At 47.9% G+C, this 19,993-nt stretch carries 16 protein-coding genes; 11 read left to right on the forward strand and 5 right to left on the reverse strand.

Going from position 1 to position 19,993, the window contains the following annotated elements:
- Nucleotides 1-341: 341 nt before the first annotated feature.
- Entirely contained in the window at nucleotides 342-2,474 is a 2,133-nt protein-coding gene (locus L6H98_RS02040) for a LuxR C-terminal-related transcriptional regulator (protein WP_236412504.1), read from the forward strand.
- Nucleotides 2,475-2,552: 78 nt separating this feature from the next.
- On the forward strand, nucleotides 2,553-3,212 hold the full coding sequence (locus tag L6H98_RS02045) for a DUF4386 domain-containing protein (RefSeq protein WP_236412506.1): 660 nt from the start codon (nucleotides 2,553-2,555) through the stop codon (nucleotides 3,210-3,212).
- A 44-nt stretch (nucleotides 3,213-3,256) separates the two neighbouring features.
- On the opposite strand, the gene L6H98_RS02050 is transcribed toward L6H98_RS02045, so the two are convergent.
- From L6H98_RS02050 to L6H98_RS02065, 4 genes are all read right to left on the reverse strand, one after another.
- On the reverse strand, nucleotides 3,257-4,657 hold the full coding sequence (locus tag L6H98_RS02050) for a serine hydrolase domain-containing protein (RefSeq protein ID WP_236412508.1): 1,401 nt from the start codon (nucleotides 4,655-4,657) through the stop codon (nucleotides 3,257-3,259).
- A 127-nt stretch (nucleotides 4,658-4,784) separates the two neighbouring features.
- On the reverse strand, nucleotides 4,785-5,879 hold the full coding sequence (locus L6H98_RS02055; RefSeq protein ID WP_236412509.1) for a HAMP domain-containing sensor histidine kinase: 1,095 nt from the start codon (nucleotides 5,877-5,879) through the stop codon (nucleotides 4,785-4,787).
- Nucleotides 5,864-6,538 (reverse strand): response regulator transcription factor, encoded by a 675-nt coding sequence (locus L6H98_RS02060; protein ID WP_236412510.1) that lies wholly within the window; start codon nucleotides 6,536-6,538, stop codon nucleotides 5,864-5,866. The genes L6H98_RS02055 and L6H98_RS02060 overlap by 16 nt, the downstream gene beginning before the upstream one ends.
- 164 nt (nucleotides 6,539-6,702) lie before the next feature.
- Complete coding sequence (locus L6H98_RS02065; RefSeq protein ID WP_236412948.1) at nucleotides 6,703-7,335, reverse strand: phosphatase PAP2 family protein; 633 nt, start codon at nucleotides 7,333-7,335, stop codon at nucleotides 6,703-6,705.
- Between the two features lie 264 nt (nucleotides 7,336-7,599).
- On the opposite strand from L6H98_RS02065, the gene L6H98_RS02070 reads away from it, so the two are divergent.
- The 8 genes from L6H98_RS02070 to L6H98_RS02105 all read left to right on the forward strand — a co-directional run bounded on the left by L6H98_RS02070 (nucleotide 7,600) and on the right by L6H98_RS02105 (nucleotide 18,246).
- Nucleotides 7,600-8,607, forward strand: coding sequence for a substrate-binding domain-containing protein (locus tag L6H98_RS02070; RefSeq protein ID WP_236412511.1), 1,008 nt, complete (start codon nucleotides 7,600-7,602; stop codon nucleotides 8,605-8,607).
- A gap of 52 nt (nucleotides 8,608-8,659) precedes the next feature.
- A complete protein-coding gene (locus tag L6H98_RS02075) occupies nucleotides 8,660-10,552 on the forward strand; it encodes a sensor histidine kinase (protein WP_236412512.1) in 1,893 nt (630 codons plus the stop codon).
- Entirely contained in the window at nucleotides 10,549-11,862 is a 1,314-nt protein-coding gene (locus L6H98_RS02080) for a response regulator (protein ID WP_236412513.1), read from the forward strand. Before L6H98_RS02075 ends, L6H98_RS02080 begins: the two co-directional genes overlap by 4 nt.
- A gap of 325 nt (nucleotides 11,863-12,187) precedes the next feature.
- On the forward strand, nucleotides 12,188-13,273 hold the full coding sequence (gene chvE, locus L6H98_RS02085) for a multiple monosaccharide ABC transporter substrate-binding protein (protein WP_290371405.1): 1,086 nt from the start codon (nucleotides 12,188-12,190) through the stop codon (nucleotides 13,271-13,273).
- A 21-nt stretch (nucleotides 13,274-13,294) separates the two neighbouring features.
- Complete coding sequence (mmsA, locus tag L6H98_RS02090; protein ID WP_236412514.1) at nucleotides 13,295-14,845, forward strand: multiple monosaccharide ABC transporter ATP-binding protein; 1,551 nt, start codon at nucleotides 13,295-13,297, stop codon at nucleotides 14,843-14,845.
- Entirely contained in the window at nucleotides 14,829-15,992 is a 1,164-nt protein-coding gene (gene mmsB / locus L6H98_RS02095) for a multiple monosaccharide ABC transporter permease (RefSeq protein WP_236412515.1), read from the forward strand. Before mmsA ends, mmsB begins: the two co-directional genes overlap by 17 nt.
- Nucleotides 15,993-16,296: 304 nt before the next feature.
- Nucleotides 16,297-17,322 (forward strand): hypothetical protein, encoded by a 1,026-nt coding sequence (locus L6H98_RS02100; protein ID WP_236412516.1) that lies wholly within the window; start codon nucleotides 16,297-16,299, stop codon nucleotides 17,320-17,322.
- 321 nt (nucleotides 17,323-17,643) lie between these two features.
- Complete coding sequence (locus L6H98_RS02105) at nucleotides 17,644-18,246, forward strand: hypothetical protein (protein ID WP_236412517.1); 603 nt, start codon at nucleotides 17,644-17,646, stop codon at nucleotides 18,244-18,246.
- 792 nt (nucleotides 18,247-19,038) lie between these two features.
- On the opposite strand, the gene L6H98_RS02110 is transcribed toward L6H98_RS02105, so the two are convergent.
- Nucleotides 19,039-19,578 carry an SUKH-4 family immunity protein gene (locus tag L6H98_RS02110; RefSeq protein WP_236412518.1) on the reverse strand — a complete coding sequence of 180 codons (540 nt, stop codon included), beginning with the start codon at nucleotides 19,576-19,578 and terminating at the stop codon, nucleotides 19,039-19,041.
- 196 nt (nucleotides 19,579-19,774) lie between these two features.
- Here L6H98_RS02110 and L6H98_RS02115 point away from each other — a divergent pair, with 196 nt between their 5' ends.
- On the forward strand, nucleotides 19,775-19,927 hold the full coding sequence (locus L6H98_RS02115) for a hypothetical protein (RefSeq protein WP_236412519.1): 153 nt from the start codon (nucleotides 19,775-19,777) through the stop codon (nucleotides 19,925-19,927).
- Nucleotides 19,928-19,993: the final 66 nt, after the last annotated feature.

A 19,993-nucleotide genomic window follows, 5' to 3' on the forward strand; every position in this document is an offset into this window, starting at 1 on the left:
TCGGTGACAAAAAGTTTAATGACAATTCATATTCCTCCTAGTCTGTTTCTATTACTTGTTAGCTTGTGCTTCCTTTACAGCACTCACTAATTCAATATAGAAGGGACTTGTCGCCAAAGTTTGATCAACTTGTAAACAAAATGTCACAGAACTTATTTATTTGCTTTCGTTTTTTTTGGATGGCGGCCGGAGACTAAAGTTTAACCGAGAAATGACCCAACCGAGAGCAATAAACGGTCTTCTAATGCGGCTATCTAATCGAAAAAGAAATCCTTTGTCTTCATTCAAGTTTGGTCATTCGATTCATTGATGGCGGCAAACCCTAATGGTAAAATATGCTTATGTCTAAGCGTAACCTTTCCACTAAATTTAATATACCGCCTTTTCGGCAAAATACAGTTCTCCGTCAACGCTTGATAGAAAGGCTTCAATGTGAATTACATCGTAAATTGACCTTGATCTCCGCGCCCGCTGGCTATGGCAAAACGACATTGATTGGCGAATGGATTCCCCAATGCGGGCGGCTTGTTGCATGGCTATCACTTGAGGAAGGGGATAATGAGCTTACGCGGTTTTTAACCTGTGTTATTTCATCGCTGCAAACGATTGCCGAGAAGATCGGGGAAGGCGTGCTTGAAATGCTTCAATCTCCAGCACCGCCTCCGATGGAGTCCATTATAGAGGTGCTCCTAAAGGAAGCTGCTGTCATATCACCTTTCATTCTTGTCCTTGATGATTATCACGCAGCGAAATCGAAGCCGATAGACGAGGCGATTTCCTTTCTCCTCGATCATCTGCCTTCGCATATCCATCTGGTCATGATCACACGCGAGGATCCGTTTATTCCATTGGCCCGGTTACGAGCTCAAGACCAGTTAACAGAGCTGCGTGAAGCAGATCTGAAATTTACGCGTCCCGAAGTTGAAGGGTTTCTTAACGAAGTCATGCGACTAAACCTACCTGAGAATATCATCGATGAGCTGGCATCACGAACGGAAGGATGGATTGTCGGTTTGCAGTTGGCCGCCCTTTCTATTCAAGGCGATCGTGGTACAGACCGGTTTATTCAGTCTATTGCTGGCAGCCATCATTTTGTGCTGGATTATTTGGTAGAAGAGGTTCTGGAGCGGCAACCGGAGGCTGTTCAGACCTTTTTGTTACGCACCTCGATTCTCGACCGCCTGTGCGGTTCTCTTTGCGATGCTATTCTGCTCGATCCGGAAATATCAGGGAAGCAACGGTTGCTGGATCTTGAGCGCCAAAACCTGTTCGTTATTCCTTTGGACCATGAACGAAGATGGTATCGCTACCATCACTTGTTCGCCGAGTCATTGCAAAGACGGTTAGAGGATCATCTCAACGGTTCCAATGTTGCAGAACTACACCAACGGGCAAGCGTTTGGTATGAAAATCACGGCCTTGAAATCGAAGCATTTCGCCATGCCGTTGAAACAGCTGATGTTGAACGCTCCGCGCTTCTTTTGGAAGGCCATGGGATGCCTTTGCATCTTCGCGGGGCAGCAGGCATTTCGCTGAAATGGTTGGAGTCGCTGCCTGCTGCAGAATTGGACGCCAGACCGGCGTTGTGGGTGATGTACGGTTCAGCTTTGCTAATCACAGGTAAGCCGACGCACGTTGAACCCAAACTGCGAGCGGCAGAGGCAGCGCTCGAAGGCGCCCGACAGGACGTTCGCGTCAGAGACTTGATCGGGCTGATTGCGGCAACCCGGGCTGCAGTGGGTTCGTTAATGATGGCCGTGAATCCTAACGGGACCCATCAAAAATTACAGACAGCTGAAAAATTCATGCAAATGACGGAGCATGACGACAAAAGCGATGACCTCATCGAGCTTATTGCTCCGGGCAAGAATGTTTTGAGGAGTGCAGCCTATGAGATCGATCAAGTTATTAACCAATCCAGGCTCGCGTTAGCGTATCTCCGCCAGGATAATCTTCCTGTTCGGACGGCGGCGGCATGGATGCTGGGCATCTCAAGCCAACGGCGGGGAGACTATGCGGGAGCTCAAAAAGCCTACAATGAAGTTATTTCTTACAGTCACGTGATGGGACATAAACTGATGGCCATTATGTCTCTTATCGGACTGGGTCAATTACATGAAGCAGACAATGGACCCAACCTGGCGGGAGAATGCTACGAAGAGGCTATCAAGCTGGCCGGCGATCTTCCGCTTCCGGCTCTTCGCGAAGCACAAGCTGGCCTGGAGCGTGTCAGGACGATCCTTCAATCAACGAAGAATTGCGATTTGGTTGAGCCGCTCAGCCAGCGTGAACTCGATGTGCTAGCGCTTGTTGCCAAGGGACTTTCCAACCGGGACATCGGCGCAAAACTCTCCTTGGCTGTGGACACGGTAAAAGGGCATAATCGCAGAATTTTCGAGAAACTTCAAGTTCGGAGGCGCACTGAAGCGGTTGCACGTGCTCATGAGCTGAATTTACTCCCCAAAGAACGATAAAAAACCACACTAAAGTGTCTATTGATCCCCAAGCCCCTAAGCTATGATTTCTATAACATGAGCGAAGGGGAGATAAGCATGAGCAAATGGAATGTAAAGGTAGCAGGGTCACTCTTTCTGTTGTCGACGGTTGCGTATCTGTTAGGGAGCGGGTTGCTGAACCCCGTTCTTCAGCAGCCCGAACAACTGGCAGCTTTAAATTTGGACCGAACCAACGTAATCTTAGGATTGTTTTTGGAGTTAATCAACGCGATAGCGGTTGTGGGAATTGCCATGCTGCTGTACCCTGTATTAAAAAAACAGAACGAAGCGTTTACGCTAGGGTACTTCGCTTCCAGGGTGATCGAGTCAGCGATTCTTATCCTTAGTTTAATCGTTCCGATACTGCTCCTCGCGTTGAGCGGTGATTACAGGGAGGCGGAATCAGGTGACGGATACTTTCAAGTACTGGCAAAGTTTGCGGCAGAATCTCACTTTATGCTCTTTGAACTGGCTATGGTGGTACTGAGCCTAGGCAGTTTGTTATTCTGTTATGTGCTCTACCAGTCCAGGTTGGTACCGCGCTTATTGTCCATGATCGGATTTATCGGGTATGCCGGATTGCTAACATCCAGCTGCCTGGCGATCGCTGGTCTAGACCTCGGAACGATTCTTTATGTTCCAGGGGCAATATTTGAAATAGTTCTGCCGCTCTGGCTCATCGTGAAGGGATTCAATCAGCGCACAGCAAACTCCTGATGATCGACACACGCCAGAACGGCAGCTCATTTATGCGAATAAAACTACTGGGGTAAATCCCAACGACCGTTCTTTTTAATCTGAACGTAGACGTAATAATAACAAGCCAAATGCACGAAGTTGACAAGCGACCATACAGCAAGCCAAATGATTGGAGACGACAGAGTAGTCCAGATGCCGAACCAAGGCAGCACGCGTCCTCCGCCGATCAACGTCATCAATGGGGACAGGGACAAGAGTATTAGGACCGGAATCAGCTTTCTAACCGTGATCAGAATCAATTTACTCATCGTTAGGCGTTTGTTCCTCCGATGGATGCGAAAATAGGCATATACGCCCCATGCGAGCGTTGCGATGATCAGCGCAATCATGATCATTTCCATGTTTCGACCGTTCACAAATGAGGTTTCAGGCTTTTCCCCTCTCATGATCTTCGCAATATCATGAATAAAAGCCGAGTAATTCACAAAAGCATTTATGCCCGAATTAAACATGATCGCAACGCCCATTTTCTCGTCCAAAAAAATCATTTCTTCCGACTTGTACGTCCAGAAGATGCCGCTATGGGAGATCATTTTGCCCCCGGATTCGTCTTGGTTTGCAAGCCAGCCCATGCCGTACGGACCGATGGCCCCGGCTGCGTGATATTGCTTCATTAGGGAAGGAGAAAGGAGCTGTCCGTGATATTGGGCAAGCATCCAGAGGGACATATCCTCTGCGGTTGAAATGATGCCGGCCGGGCCCTCAATGAACCAGAGCGGTTCCGATTGGCCTACGGCACGTCCCAAAATCAAGTAATGTCCTAACGGGATCGTTTCATTCTCATTGATTTGCTGCGTCGTGCTGACACTGAAGGTATGGTTCATTCCTAGCGGTTCAAAAATATGGCGCTTCAGATAATCCGAAAAACGCTCCCCGCTTACGCTTTCCACGAGGTTCGCCAGCAGCACGTAATTGGGATTATGATAGCTGTACGCGGTTCCGGGGCTATGGGCAAGTTGAACCTCCGTTAATAATCGATTCGCCTCATGCAGAGTTTGGAACTGCGCGTTCCTCGTCATATCCGGGTTTACTTTGTCATTGAGACCGCTGGTCTGATTCAATAAATGACGGACCGTAATGTCATGTACGCGGGGATCCAGTGGAGAATGCTCGGGAAAATAAGAATCGTAAGCCGCATCCAGGTCAATTTGTCCATGGTCTGCCAGCTGCAGCACGGCCAACGCAGTAAAGGACTTGCTTAACGAAGCAATGGGGAAATGAGTGTCGTCCGTCACGCTTTGGCCGTCTGCGAATGTTCCGTAGCCTTTGGCGTAGTAGACCTCATCGTCCTTAACAATGGACAGTGAAGCAGCCTTGATGTGATTGGCCTTCATGCTCCGATTCATATATTCGTCGATGTCTTGCAGGATTTCCGACCTGTCCCGGGCTTCCGTGGCGGACATGGGGTTCGGCCACACGGAACATAACAACAATAAACAGCTGATTGCAACAAACATTCTTTTTTTCAGTTTTGGCATCATTAGCACTCCTAAAATTCAAGATAAGGAAATGCTATCAGCACTTTTTCAACTATTTATCAACTGGGGTCCCAAAACTTGCCGTAACGCTCCCGCCGCCATGAGGACCGTTTGCGATCTGCAGGTCCCCTTCATGTTTTTCACAAAACACCTTGCAAATATAAAGGCCCAGCCCGCGATGTTCGGTCGCGTCCCACACTTCGCCGCGATAAAAAGGGAGCACAGCCTTGTGCAGGGCTTCATCCGAGAAACCATGCCCGTCGTCTGAGACGGTAATCTTCATCGTGCTTTTCTGAATGTCATAGTGAACGTTCACTTGGCTGGCTGCGTATCGAGCCCCATTGGCCATCATGTTTTCGAAAATTTGCATGACGATATAGGGGTCCACGTTGATTACGGCATGATCATATTCCATGGAAGACACGAAGGTTTTGCCGAATTGCCTTGCGATTTGTTCGGCACTGTCGTTTAACAAAGTCGTCAACGAGATCGTATCGATCGACTGACGGTGCACCGGGACATCCTCCAGCTTCTGAATCGAGCTCATAGCCTCCGCATAGCTCTCCAGACGCACGATGTGAAGATTCATGGTATGGATTAGATCCAGCACCTTTTCTTCCGACAATTTCTTTTCAGGCAGATAGGTGGCGAGGAGCTCGGTGTTTCCTTTCAACACGGACAGCGGCGTTCTCAAGTCATGAGCAAAAATGGCATTGAGTTTCTTGCGTTCCTCCACCGACCGCCAGAGCGTCTTTACGTTTTTCTCCAATGTGGAGCGCATGTTCTCAAATGCCGCAATCAGCTCGCCCATCTCGTCCCGGCTGTCATAGGAGATGTGGAAGTCCAGATCGTTTGCCGAAATTTTCTCGGATGCCTGCTTTAACAGCTCCAGCGGACGTTTCAGTTTCCATCTGTAAAATAAGATGGCCATGGTGACGATTCCGGCTGCTACGGTAAGCATCACTGCCGCGACGAGGGAGGGCAGCACCCACTCCGATTCTCCGAAACGCAGCCGCAGCTTCTCCGCCCAGGCAAACTCCAGCGTGATGACGACCAGTACGGCAATGAGCGTGACTACGCATAACAGCATAAAAGATTGCCGTAAGGTAAATCGCCTGAGCAGCAGTGCATTCATGAGCTTGGCCATTTGTATCCTACTCCCCAAACAGTCTCGATTCGGTCAACGCAGCCATGTTCCTTTAATTTAGAACGAATTCGCCGGATATGTTCCGCGATCACACTGCTGTCTCCCTGGTTGTCCCACCCCCAAATTTTTTCGTATATGCGTTCCTTTTCGAACACGATATTGGGATGTGTGGACAGTAACTCGATAATGTCAAACTCTTTTTTCACGAGTGGAATTTGCTTATCTTGGTAGTAAAGCTCCCGGGCTGTATAATCAATGACCAAATCATCGTTAAACCTTACCGAGGATTTGGTCTGGATTCGCTGTTCTCTGCGCAAATGCGCTTCGACCCTGGCCCCCAGCTCGTGAATGCTGAAAGGTTTCAGGATATAGTCATCGCCGCCGGCCTGAAATCCGGCTATTTTATCGGCATCTTCAATTCGAGCCGTTAAAAATAAAATCGGGCACGAGATGAAGTCTCGGATTTTCTCGCATAATTGAAGGCCGTTCTGCTCAGGCATGTTGATATCCAGCAAAACAAGATCGGGTTGTTGTTCCACTTTTCGCAGCGCTTCCCTGCTGTCCTTGGCCGTTAGGACGGAATACCCGTTGATTTCAAAATAATCGGACAGCAGCTTTCGAAGATCTGCTTCATCGTCCACGATCAGTATTTTATGCATTCATGCTCAGTCTCCCGTATCCAAATATGTAACCCAGCATAGCAAAAATCCACAAAAAATAAAATCTCCATCTCATCGGGGGTACCTGAACTAATAGGGAAAAAGACCCGCTCTAACCTCAGCTTGAGGGTGGCGGGTCTTTGACTTTTTCTCATTATAAAGTTCTATGTCTGAGGTTTGGAATGAAGCAGCGACAGCCGCTCCAAATAACGCTGATAAAACCAAATGCAGATCGCCAGCCAGCTGCCGCTCAGAAAGTAACCTCCGGCAATATCGCTGGGATAATGCACGCCCAAATAAACTCGGCTCAGGCCGATCGCCAAAATTAAGGCCGCACTGACGATGATCATCATCACCCGGCCCGTTGCTGTAGGAATATGCTTCCAGATCAGAAAGGCCAATCCGCCATATAGGCTGAACGCCGCCATCGAGTGTCCGCTCGGAAAGCTGTATCCGTTCGCTTCTGCAATGCGATGGATGGTTGGTCTGGCACGCTGAAATGCCAGTTTCAACAAGGTGTTCAGCATTGCTGAACCTGCAATGACCGCGGCCAAAAAAAGAAGTTCCCGCCTGTGTCCCAGGAAAATATACAATACGATCATAAACATGATCGTGATGGTGATGACAGGCCGTCCGCTGCCGATCCATGTGAATACCCGCATCCACTTGGTCATGCCGGGTGATTCCATGCCCTGAACCCATCCGATCAGGTTGTCATCAAACCGGTGGATCTGGTGATCACTGACGGACAAGGCAATCAGTGCAAATACGGTAAGGCTTAATGCTGCAATGAGCAGCGGGAAGGAGAAGGTCTTTTTCTCATGCTGTGCCAAAATGTTGGGAACCTCCAAGATGCCTGAATTTCATAGGTCGAGCCGGCCATATGATATTTGTATTATGCTATAATTTTACAATAAATATTGCTTGAGTAAATGTTAGCCCTGTGTCTCCATACACAGATGACTCTGGCTAAAACGGAAAGCGGTTTCTTTTTTGCGTGTTTGCGTTTACAATTTAAGCGGAACGCAAGTGGAGAGACCTCTAAGGAAGTGAAGACGAATATGAAAAAAACGCTGCTGGTTTATATTTTGCTCATCTCGGCTTTTGCGCTGTATGTGTTCAGGTACGAATACGCAAGCGAAGCGAATGGCTCATGGGAAGACAGGGGACTGCGCGGAGATATCGGTGAAACTTACATCATGATCACGTTCCAGTCCGGCTTGGAATATTGGAAAAGTGTGCTCAAAGGCTTCGAGGATGCCGGGGATGCCCTCGGGGTAACCGTGGAATACCGGGGAGCTACGCGGTATGATCCGAAGGAACAGACCACAGTCATCGAGCAGGCGATTGCACGAAAACCGGCAGGCATCGCCATTTCCGCCATTGACCCGCAATCGCTGATTCCCGTCATAAACAAGGCGTTGGACGCGGGTATCCCGGTCGTTTTGTTTGATGCGGACGCACCGGACAGCAGGGCCTATTCTTTTCTCGGTACGGACAATTACCAGGCAGGGGTGACTGCTGCGGACAAAATGGCCGAGCTTCTGGGCCGGGAGGGAGAAGTCGCCGTTCTGACCATGCCGGGCCAGCAAAATCATGAAGAACGAACACAGGGGTTCCGCGATACGATCCGTGACCGGTACCCTTCCATGAAGGTCGTTGAAGTTGCCGATGGACACGGAGATGTAATGAAATCAAAAGATGAAGCGCTCAGAATGATGAAGGCGTATCCGAAGCTCGGCGGAATTTTTGTAACCGAGGCGACGGGAGCGGCAGGCGTAGGCGAAGCGGTTCAGAATGCAAATGCGGGACATCCGCTCCAAATCATCTCCTTTGATACGAATAAGGCTACGCTGGATATGATCAAGAGCGGCACCATCTCTGCAACGATCGCACAAGGAACCTGGAACATGGGATATTGGTCCCTTCAATATCTGTTTCATTTGCACCATCAATTGACCGTGCCCGCACCGTCCTCTTCCGATGAGAACGCACCGCTGCCTGTTAGGGTAGACACCGGAATCTCTGTGGTGACACGTTCGAATGTAGATGATTACTATGCCAAATAAAAATAATAATCGGTCAACTATGTCCCTCAGCTGGAGGAAAATCCGTTTCCGCATGAAGGGCGGATTGCAGCGGCTCCGCTTGCGTAATATGCCGCTGCGTTATCAGCTGATGCTGCTCTTTTTGCTCTTTGCCATCGTTCCTTCGGTGGGACTCGGGCTGCTGGTGAACTGGACGGTGGAACGGATTGTCGAACGACAGGTTGAAGGGCACACGATGCAGCTGATCGGCAAAGTCAATGAAGCGCTTGACAGCAAGATGGAGAATTTGCAGAATATGACCTATCTGATCGCTTTTGATCCGGATATCCGTGCTTTTATGGAAGGGAAAACGGATTTTGACGGCCATACAGGCACAGCTGTACCTTATAACGATCTGAACCGGGCCAAAGATCAGGATCAGCTTTATGGAATCAAGCAATATTTGCAGGGCTTCACGACATTGTACCCGGAAATCGCAGGGATCGTGCTCGTTAACCGAAACGGAGATTACATCAGCAATGAGATGTATCCGAAAACCAATCAAAGCCTGGTTCAGGAGGAATGGTACCAAAGCGCGGCCGGGAATGCCGGCATTTTTACCGTTCTGGGCCAACCGAGACATCGTAACATCACGACGCATGTCCGGTATAAAGACAGTGAAATTGTGTCCGTCGCACGTTCCATCACGGATGAATCATCGGGACGCGTGCTCGGTGTCATTATGATTGATCTCAAGCTGCGTACCGTCTCACAGGCCGCCAGGGATGTAACGCTGGGGAAATCCGGATATGTCATGGTGACCGATGCAGAAGGGCGAAGCGTCTATATGCCGGACAATCCACTCGTTGAGCAGATTCCACCCGCGTGGTTCACATCGGGAGATAGCGGAACATTTAACGCAGAAGCAGAAGGGAAGGAATTGTTATTCATGTACCAGTCTTCCGCGTTTACGGGATGGAGAACCGTAGGGGTGTTCCCGGCCAAGGAATCGACGGCGGAAGTCCGCCAGATCCAGTTTTACGTGGTCAGTTTTGTTTTCGTGGTCTGTCTCTTTGGCCTGAGCGCTTCCCTGCGATTTTCCAATTCCATCGCTCAGCCTATTTTCCGGTTGATGTCTTATATGCGCAGAGCGGAAACGGGAAATCTCAGATCCGGCCGCTGGAGCGATCGTGCCGATGAAATCGGCATGCTCGGCAGAAGCTTCAACCGAATGCTGGTGCAAATCCAGCAGCTCATGTCCCTTAATGAACTGCGGGAGCGGCAGAAACGGGATGCGGAAATGCGAAGCCTGCAGGAGCATATCAAACCTCATTTTTTATATAACACCTTGGATACGATTCATTGGATGGCACAGAGGAAAGGCGTAGACGATGTATCCGAGATGGTGGGTGCCCTCTCCAGACTGTTTCGGATCGGGCTCAGCAAAGGCAATGATTTCATTCCTCTGCGTTCCGAGATTGAACATATATCCAGCTATCTGCAGATTCAACAGACCCGGTACCGGAACCGGCTTCAATGTGAGTTGGTGATTCCCGAGGACCTAAAGGAGCTGTTCGTGCTTAAGCTGGTGCTGCAGCCCATAGTGGAAAATGCCATTTATCACGGGATTAAGGGGAGACGAGGGCCGGGTAACATTCGGATCGAAGCTAAAGTAAAAGACGACAAGCTGTTGCTTACGGTACAGGACGATGGCGCCGGGATGACAGGCGAGCGGCTGCACGAGATGACTCGTCTCCTCAGCACACCCCTGGAGAGCATGGAAATACAGGAAGCCGGCCAGGGTGGCAAAAGTTATGGCATGCTGAATGTACAGGCACGTCTGCGGCTTTCTTTTGGCGAAGAATACGGAATCAGCCTGGATAGTCAGGAAGGTGAAGGGACCTGCGTGACCATCACTCAGCCGTTAATGAAGGAACTACCACAAGCATTGCAATTCGATATTGAAGGAAGGCGGGAGAGTCAATGAAGAGAGCAACCATGCAAGCAGCTTGGACAGAATTGGAGAGTGCGGCAGTTTCTGTGGCGGGAGTCCAGACATTGCAGACTTCAGGGCGCTACCAAGTTCTGATTGCAGATGACGAACCGATCATTCGCGAAGGCATACGGGATGCCATTGATTGGGATCGGCTGGGCATGGAGGTTGCCGGTGAAGCGGAAGACGGTGAAGAAGCGCTGGAGCTGGCTGTCCAGCTCGGTATCGATATCATCCTTGTGGATATGAATATGCCATTTCTGAACGGGATTGATCTGATCCGCCGCCTTCAGGACGAATGTCCGGGCTGCCGCTGTCTGATCATCTCCGGTCATGATGAGTTTGCTTATGCCCAGGAGGCCGTGCGACTTGGCGTGGAGGATTACATCCTAAAGCCGGTAGATGCGGAGCGGCTGCATGCTGCGCTCGAGCGTTTGTATCGGCGGATGGACGAAGAACGCAAGCGGACCGCTTACGTTAAGCAGGCTGCGGATCAGATCGAACGCAATATTCCGCTTTTGCGTCAGCGTTTTTGTCTGGAGTGGCTGGAAGGGCTTGCGGAAGGAAAAGATCTGACAGAGCAGCTGGCGTTCCTGCGTCTGCCATCCGATCCGCCCGTGCAGCTCGGGATCGTCCGCTGGCCTGCGGCCGAAGCCCGTCAGTCCCTTATGCGGGAGAATGACCGCCAATTGTTTCTTTTTGCCGTGGAGAATATTATCGGCGAACTGCTGGGAGAACTTCCGCATGTCCTGTTCAGGGACCCGAATGGGTTAATCGGCTTTTGCTTGTGGCAGGCGGCTCCGGAAGAGCTGGATTGCATCATTGAACAGCAGATCGGTTCCTGCCTCAATATCGCCGTTCATGCCCGTGTGGTGCAAAATACAGGTACATTAGAAGAGGCCCCGAATGCTTACCGGCTATGCCGGGAACTTGTTTATGGGGAAGCCCGATTGTCTCCGCTGGTGCGCAGGGCTCGGCAGATCATCAATGAGGAGTACGCGGATCGGGAACTGACGCTTGAATCGCTCGCTGCCCGCTTGCAAGTCTCCTCGGTATATCTCAGCCGGGTGCTCAAGAAAGAGCTGAACGATACTTTCGTAACCCTGGTCACGCATGCCCGCATCCGTAAAGCGGTGCAGCTGCTGGATTCCACGACGATGCCCATCCACAGCATTGCAGAACGGGTCGGTTACGACACCCAGCATTATTTCAGCACGGCGTTTAAGAAAAAGATGGGGATCTCGCCTGCGCAGTACCGAAAAGACGGGGGCACAGGGCACAGTGCCTCCGCGGACCTGGTATAACATCAAGCGGACCAGGAATAACATCACCGGACATGGACAAGGGCAACGGAGTTGTTCTGCTTCTGCGAAGCGGATCAGCTCTTTTTTTATACCCGGTGGATGAACGATACTCGAGGCAAGGGATTCAGCATCTTAACTTCTACAGGTTATACAAAAGTTAAAATATTATAAAAAAGGTTCAAAAGCTGCAAAGACGGTCTCGACGTCATAATGCTACGATTGGATCAGGCGAAAACAGAAAGCAGTATGGGTCACTTCGAACGTTGTAAGCGTTATCTTATGATTCGTTCACGATCCGCATGATTTGAGGAAAGGGGAACTTGATATGAAAAAAGGAGCAGTGATGATCTGGCTTCTGGTGATGACCCTGATGCTGTCGGCTTGCAATCTGGCTGAGAGTGGGGCAGGCAGCAAGGAAAAAGGATATGTCGGCATCTCCATGCCAACCAAATCCTCCGAGCGATGGGTCGGCGACGGAGAGAACATGGTCCGTTTGTTTCAGGAACAGGGGTATAAAACGGATCTGCAATACGCTGAGGACGTGGTCGAAAATCAGATTTCACAGATTGAGAACATGATCACCAAAGGAGTGGATGTGATGGTGATTGCATCCGTGGATGGCAATACGCTGACGGATGTGATCAAGAAGGCTCACGATGAAGGCATTCAAGTCATATCCTACGACCGTCTGATTCGCAACACGCCCTATTTAACGTACTACGCGACGTTCGACAACTTTAAGGTGGGCGTGCTCCAGGCTTCTTACATTGAGCAGAAGCTGGGCCTCAAGGAAGGCAAGGGCCCGTTCAACATTGAGCTGTTTGGCGGCTCGCCCGACGATAACAATGCGTATTTCTTCTTTGACGGTGCGATGTCTGTGCTGAAGCCGTATATCGATTCCGGCAAGCTTGTCGTGCGGAGCAACCAAACCACGATGGCGCAGATCGCGACCTTGCGCTGGGATGGAGCATTGGCTCAATCGAGGATGGATAACCTGCTCAGCGCCTATTATTCGGGAGATCACCTGGATGCGGTCTTGTCCCCGTACGACGGAATCAGCATTGGCATTATCTCGTCGCTAAAAGGCGTCGGATACGGATCAAAGAGTAAACCTTTGCCCGTCATTACGGGTCAGGACGCGGAGCTGGCCTCGATCAAATCCATTGTTGCCGGAGAGCAGACGCAGACGGTATTCAAGGATACTCGCAAGCTGGCGGAACAAACGGTAGAGATGGCCAATAGCATTTTGCAAGGAAAACAAGCGGAAGTGAATGACGAAAAGTCATATAACAACGGAATTAAGATCGTACCAGCCTATTTGCTGGATCCGATTTCAGTGGATCGCACAAACGTGGAGAAGGACATTGTAGGCACCGGATATTACACCAAAGAAGAAATTGGATTGAAATAATAATGGAAAGGAGCAAATCCCATGACCGGAATCATATTGGAAATGAAGGGCATTACCAAAACCTTTCCTGGGGTCAAAGCACTGGAGAACGTCAATCTCAAGGTCCGGGAAGGCGAAATTCATTCGCTGTGCGGTGAGAACGGTGCAGGAAAATCCACGCTGATGAAAGTGCTTAGCGGTGTATATCCACATGGAACGTACGAAGGGGATATTTTGTTTCAGGGCAAAACATGCGAGTTCAAAAATATCAAGCAGAGCGAGGATCTGGGGATCGTCATTATCCATCAGGAGCTCGCGCTGATCCCTTACCTGTCCATCGCGGAGAACATCTTTCTGGGCAATGAACGTGCCAGCAAAGGCATCATTGACTGGAAAGAAACGTTGGTCGGTACACGTGAATTGCTCTCCAAAGTGGGGCTCAGCGAAAATCCGAACACGCTTGTATCCAACATCGGCGTGGGTAAACAGCAGCTGGTCGAAATTGCAAAAGCACTCTCCAAAAAGGTTCGTCTGCTCATTCTGGATGAACCAACGGCAGCGCTTAATGAAGATGATAGCGAAAATCTGCTCCAATTAATGCTGGAATTCAAAAAGCAGGGAATTGCGTGTATCCTGATTTCCCACAAGCTGAATGAAGTGTCCAAGGTATCGGACTCCGTTACGATATTGCGGGACGGCAAGACGATCGAGACGCTGGACATGAGAAAGGATAACGTCACCGAAGACCGGATTATCAGCGGAATGGTGGGCCGTGATCTGACAAGCCGCTACCCGGAACGTCATGCCAATATCGGTAAAGTCATATTGGAAGTGAAGGACTGGACCGTTTATCACGAGCATCATGCCGAACGCAAGGTGCTGGATCAGGTCAACATGAACATCCGGCGTGGCGAGATCGTGGGCATTGCCGGTCTGATGGGGGCGGGACGTACGGAGCTGGCCATGAGCATCTTCGGTAAATCTTATGGACGCAACATATCGGGCCAGCTGATCAAGGATGGCAAACCGATTCAGAACAACAGCGTAACGGAGGCGATTCAAAATGGTTTTGCCTACGTGACGGAGGATCGGAAGGAATACGGGCTCATTCTTATGGATGATATCAAACGCAATATCTCACTGACCGGTCTGAGCAAGCTGACCAAAAATGCAGTTGTGAACGAACGTGAAGAAGTGCTGGTTGCCGAAGAAATGAAGAAAAGCATGAATATCAAAGCACCGAGCATTTTGCAGAAAACCGGAAACCTGAGCGGTGGCAATCAGCAGAAAGTGGTGCTAAGCAAATGGATTTTTGCCGGTCCGGATATTCTCATTCTGGATGAACCGACCCGCGGAATCGATGTGGGCGCCAAATTCGAAATCTATACCATTATTCACCGCCTTGCTGCAGAGGGCAAGGGCGTGCTGGTGATCTCATCCGAGCTTCCGGAGGTTCTGGGCTTGTGTGACCGGATTTATGTCATGAATGCCGGGCGCATCACGGGAGAAGTCAGCCACGAAGAAGCTACGCAGGAAACGTTGATGAGATATATGACGAAGTCTGGAGGCGAGAAGCATGGAAATGCTAACTAAACTGTTCAAAAACAATATACGCCAATACGGGATGATCATCGCCCTGGTTGTCATTATGATCTTGTTCGAGCTGCTGACTGGCGGGCTCTTACTGAAACCGATCAATATTACGAATCTGATCCTGCAGAACAGCTATATTCTTGTGCTCGCCATCGGGATGGTACTGGTCATTATTACCGGACATATTGACCTGTCGGTAGGTTCCGTTGCAGCCTTTGTCGGTGCAGTGGCAGCAATCATGATGGTCGACTGGCAGCTTCCGGCCTGGATGGCGGTGATCGCTTCTTTGCTGGTCGGGGCGTTAATCGGAGCCTGGCAGGGCTTCTGGATCGCCTATGTGCGGATCCCTGCGTTTATCGTGACCCTTGCGGGCATGCTGCTCTTCCGCGGGTTGACGATGATCGTGCTCGAAGGGCAGTCCATCTCTCCTTTTCCGGGAGGATTCCAAAAGATTAGCTCCGGGTTCCTGCCAGATATTCAATTCTCGGGTTTCGGGCTCATCTCGATCCTTGTAGGGGTTGCGCTTACGGTCTGGTACATCGTGAATGAACTGCGGGAACGCCGCTCCCAGCGGAAATACGGATTCGCGGTCGTATCGCAGGGACTTTTCCTGCTCAAGCTGATTGTGGTGGCTGCGGTGACGAACCTGTTTACCTTCGTGTTGGCAAGTTACGCCGGAATTCCGAATATTTTGATCCTGCTGTTTGTACTGATCATCGTTTATTCCTTTGTCATGAACCGTACTGTAATGGGGCGTCATGTATACGCGCTTGGAGGAAATGAAAAGGCTGCAGGACTGTCCGGAGTCAAAACCAAAAAAGTGACATTCTGGGTATTTGTAAACATGGGCGTGCTCGCCGCCGTTTCCGGTCTGATCTTCGCTGCCCGTCTGAACGCGGCCACTCCAAGAGCGGGTACCAACTTTGAATTGGATGCCATCGCAGCCTGCTTTATTGGCGGGGCTTCAGCTTCCGGTGGCATTGGAACCGTGTTTGGAGCAATCATCGGCGGCTTGGTAATGGGGGTACTGAATAACGGGATGTCCCTCATTGGTTTGGGCATTGACTGGCAGCAGGGAATCAAAGGTTTGGTGCTTCTGCTTGCCGTAGCTTTCGATATCTACAACAAAAACAAAAGATCGGCCTAAAGCTGTAGAAGAACACGTTCTTGTACAGATATGGAAATGAAGAACAGACCCGCTATCGATCATAGCGGGTCTGTTTTCTGTCGAGGGACAAGAACATGATCCCATGGAAGTCGCTATTTTAGGAGAGAGAATAGCCCAAGGATGGATGCTCTAACGGAGAAATAAACCATAAACTTGCTCCCCATATGGATTCGCTGTAAAATGCAGTAAAATTAAGACTATCTCAGATAGAGATTCTGATCGTTTGGTTAACAATAATATTTAAATAGATTATCGGTAGCATAAAAGAATTGGGGGAGTCGTTATGGGAGAAGTATGGACAAGCTCTATGCATGGTGCACCTTGGACAATAGGGAAAATGAATAAAGCGATTAAGCAACTGGGACATCGGGCGCTTATTTCGTTTGTCATTGATATAGATAAGCTCGAAGATTTACAAGAATTAGATAAGCATGTATTTGCTAAACGTCCGGATTTAGTATTGTCTATTCGTCAAATTGATATGAAAGGGCGCTATACAGAGGAATTATTACAGATCATCGCTGACTTAAAGCATATAACAGCTTTACAATTAAACCTTCAACATCATATTGATTTGAGTATACTTGGTAAACTAGAGCGATTGCAATTTTTATCAATTACAAGTAAAAAGCCGGTAAACTTAAACTTTACTTCTAACTTTAGAAATCTTCAATATCTTTCATTATATGGGGAATTTGTAGACTTAACACCGATCGGCGATGCAACTGAACTTGACACGCTCATTTTGAGTACTACTATTCATGAAGTTGATTTTGTTCGTCAGTTAACCAAATTGGAGTGTCTCTTTATTCATGATTGTACTTTGAAAGGTTCCCTAGCAGCACTTGCGAATTCTACAGTTAAAATGCTTAGCTTAGCAAATATACGTAACTTAACGAATCTGGATGATATAGCTTCAATGCATAATCTTACTTATTTACGATTGTCCTTATCTAAGGTGGAGGCTTTATGTGACTTCTCTAAAATGCATAACCTTAGACAGTTGGAACTGGATAATATGAAAGCGTTAAAACATATAGATCTTTTGTGGTCAGCACCCCTTCTTGAAATGTTAGAATTAAGGCAGATTTCTACAAGTATTAAAGCCAAGGATTTAGAGGCATTACTTGAAATGGAGCACTTACAACAACTAGATTTTCAGTTTATTGATTTTAATAAAGGAAGGATTGCAGCATTACGCGATTGGTTTAAACAAGCAGGGAAGGAGCATATCCTCTATGAGAATATTGCTGAAGACAAGCGAATGAAGTCCATGTGGCGAATACATTTACAAAATCATATAGGATAAAATAAATAGCGGTAAATTCATAAGTAGCCATAAGACCAGGCATGTCTTCTACTCTCCAAAGACGATGTACTATATAGATTGAACCGGGATTTACACGATAACGAAGAGGGCAGAAAGAATCTGGAGAAGCGAAGCGGTCGCATTTATCACCGGATTTTCCCCTTGAAAAAGGGGATCAAAGAAATCTGGGGATAACAGCGATCGGAAGAAGGTTCTGACCGCGTAGTGTCTCTGTGTAAAAATCATTGGTTCAAACCTATATAGTAAAAAAGGGGCTCTTCTACAACTACAAAAATGGATCTAAAGGGGGCGCCAGACATTATGTTAAATCGATTCAGCTGGAAAGAAAATGATGTTTATTTTGTACCTGTGACAGGCTCAGTTTCAACAGTTGTTCAATTACTCAAAAAGCCTTATATTATCATGTTTAATATCTTTTTGGAGAATTCAATCTCTGCTTGGGATGAGGTTAAATTACAGGATATTCAAGAATTTCGAGTGATCCGAGTGTTGAATTCAGCTGTAAAGTTGACCGCAAAGCAGAAATTGAAAGATGCAGCCATGGCTCCTAAAACAGTTGTGGATGTACCCAAATATTATATTAGCCAAGATTTTGGAAATCGTCCGGATTCATGTTCTACTCGATTCAATCTGGTGTATATTGATCCAGGAATCGGCGATTTGGGAATGGGAAATCCCATCGTGGAAACGGATATCTATCCCGCGAATCCACTTGAACGATTAGAGCCTTATGAACTAACCGCATTACATACAGCTAAAGATTTGATGCATAGGCTCTACTGGTCATACTCTGTTAATTTCGGGCTGGATAAGTATAAGGAGTATTATATGAATTGCATTACTCCAGTTCCTGTACACGAGTGGAACCAAGAGTACTTAAATGCTGGAGGATACTCCTTCTGAAAGTAATCATGAATTTAGACATAGACGAGCCACTGAAGAAGGGGACATGATCGCAATGAAAGATAAATTCCCTGAGAAAAAGCATGGAGGACTCGTAAAAAAGAGACTATATAGATTGAACCGGAAATTTACACGATAACGAAGAGGGCAGAAAGAATCTGGAGAAGCGAAGCGGTCGCTTAAAAGCTTTCTGTAAGAAAGCTGCATCGGAAGCATAGGCTGATCACCGGATGTTCCCCTTGAAAAAGGGGATCAAAGAAATCTGGGGATAACAGCGATCGGAAGATGGTTCTGACCGCGGTAGTGTCTCTGTGTAAAAATCATTGGTTCAACCTATATAAGAGAATTATTATTGCCCCATGGCTTTTTTAGAACTAAGCCGAGCTTTTATACAAGGATATACGAAGAAAGAATTGAGTTTATCCATCTGCATAAATTGAGATCTGGTCCTTTCTATAGAGTTCATACGGGGATACGATTTCTATTAGATGATCTGGACTTTATAGCTTTAAACGGAATCCAAGCAAATGGATACAAAAATGAATATTCAATACATTATAACTTCAGGTATCATAAAGATGAGGATTCTATAAATAGATGTGCAAATCAAATATTGTTATTTGTAGAGAATGAGGCCATTCCTTGGTTTGATCTATGGCGAAACGAAGATGCTTTATATACTAGACAAGATAGTCCACTAAGGGAAGAATTGGTGCATAAATACAACAAAAACGCAATACGGACATTTTAGCGATCGTCACGGAAAAACGTTTCGCGGTATCGGTAACGATCTCATTTCGTTTTGTCGAGGATCGATCGGTAAAAGTTTATACGCAGATCATTCAGCGGAAACAGGTCGTCGGAAAGCTCGTACAAACGCATCGGCCAAAAGGACTCGTCGTTTTCCGTGGCTTGAGAATCATAGCGTCTGAACTCTGTTTCCAGCGCTTCCACCGCTTTTTGCGGATCGTTGCCGGATTCAATTCGCCACTTTACCTGCTGCATAAACAAGTTGTGAAATTGCAAAAAAGAATCAAAGCTTGAATTGCAAAATTGCAGCCGGTAAAGGGCGTCTTCCTGGTGGATATATGTTACGGTGCCACTCTCGAGATCGACCGCGTAATAACCACCGAGATCATGTCCGAATATCGCAAGCGTTCGATCTTCAAACCGGAAGAGGTATAAAGGACTGTCAAATTCGATAGCGAAGTTCGGATAGGGGATCAGCCGAAGTCTTTCGGTTGTTAGATTCGACAAGTATTCGGATTGCTCAATTTCGGAGGGATCCAGACTCTCAAAACTGGATTTAAGTTCTCGGATAACAGGCTCCATAGCTGCACCTCACTGAAAATTTAGTCGACCGGTCGGCAAAATAAAAAACGAAAACAGGGTATTATAATCATACCATTAATTGGTCATTAAATGTCGAGGGACAAGAACATGTTCTTATTTCCGATTAGATAAGCATCCAAGATGTCCCGGGATTTACTTGAATCGGTTTTTAAATAAACTACAAGAGAAGGCAATCATGTTTGATGTTGAAAGAATACAAGAGGTAATACCGCATAGAAATCCATTTCTATGGGTTGATGGAATCCTGGAGGAAATTGATGAAGATAAAAAATCTGTTGGAAGCACTGGCACAGGTCGGTGGCGTGGCTATGTCCAATGGAGAGAGTAGCAATCACAAAAATAGGTTTATTGACTAGTATTGATAATTGTCGTATCAGATGACAAGTAAAACCAG

The organism is Paenibacillus sp. JJ-223 (assembly GCF_927798175.1).
In the GTDB taxonomy this organism is placed as follows: Bacteria; Bacillota; Bacilli; order Paenibacillales; family Paenibacillaceae; genus Paenibacillus; species Paenibacillus hubeiensis.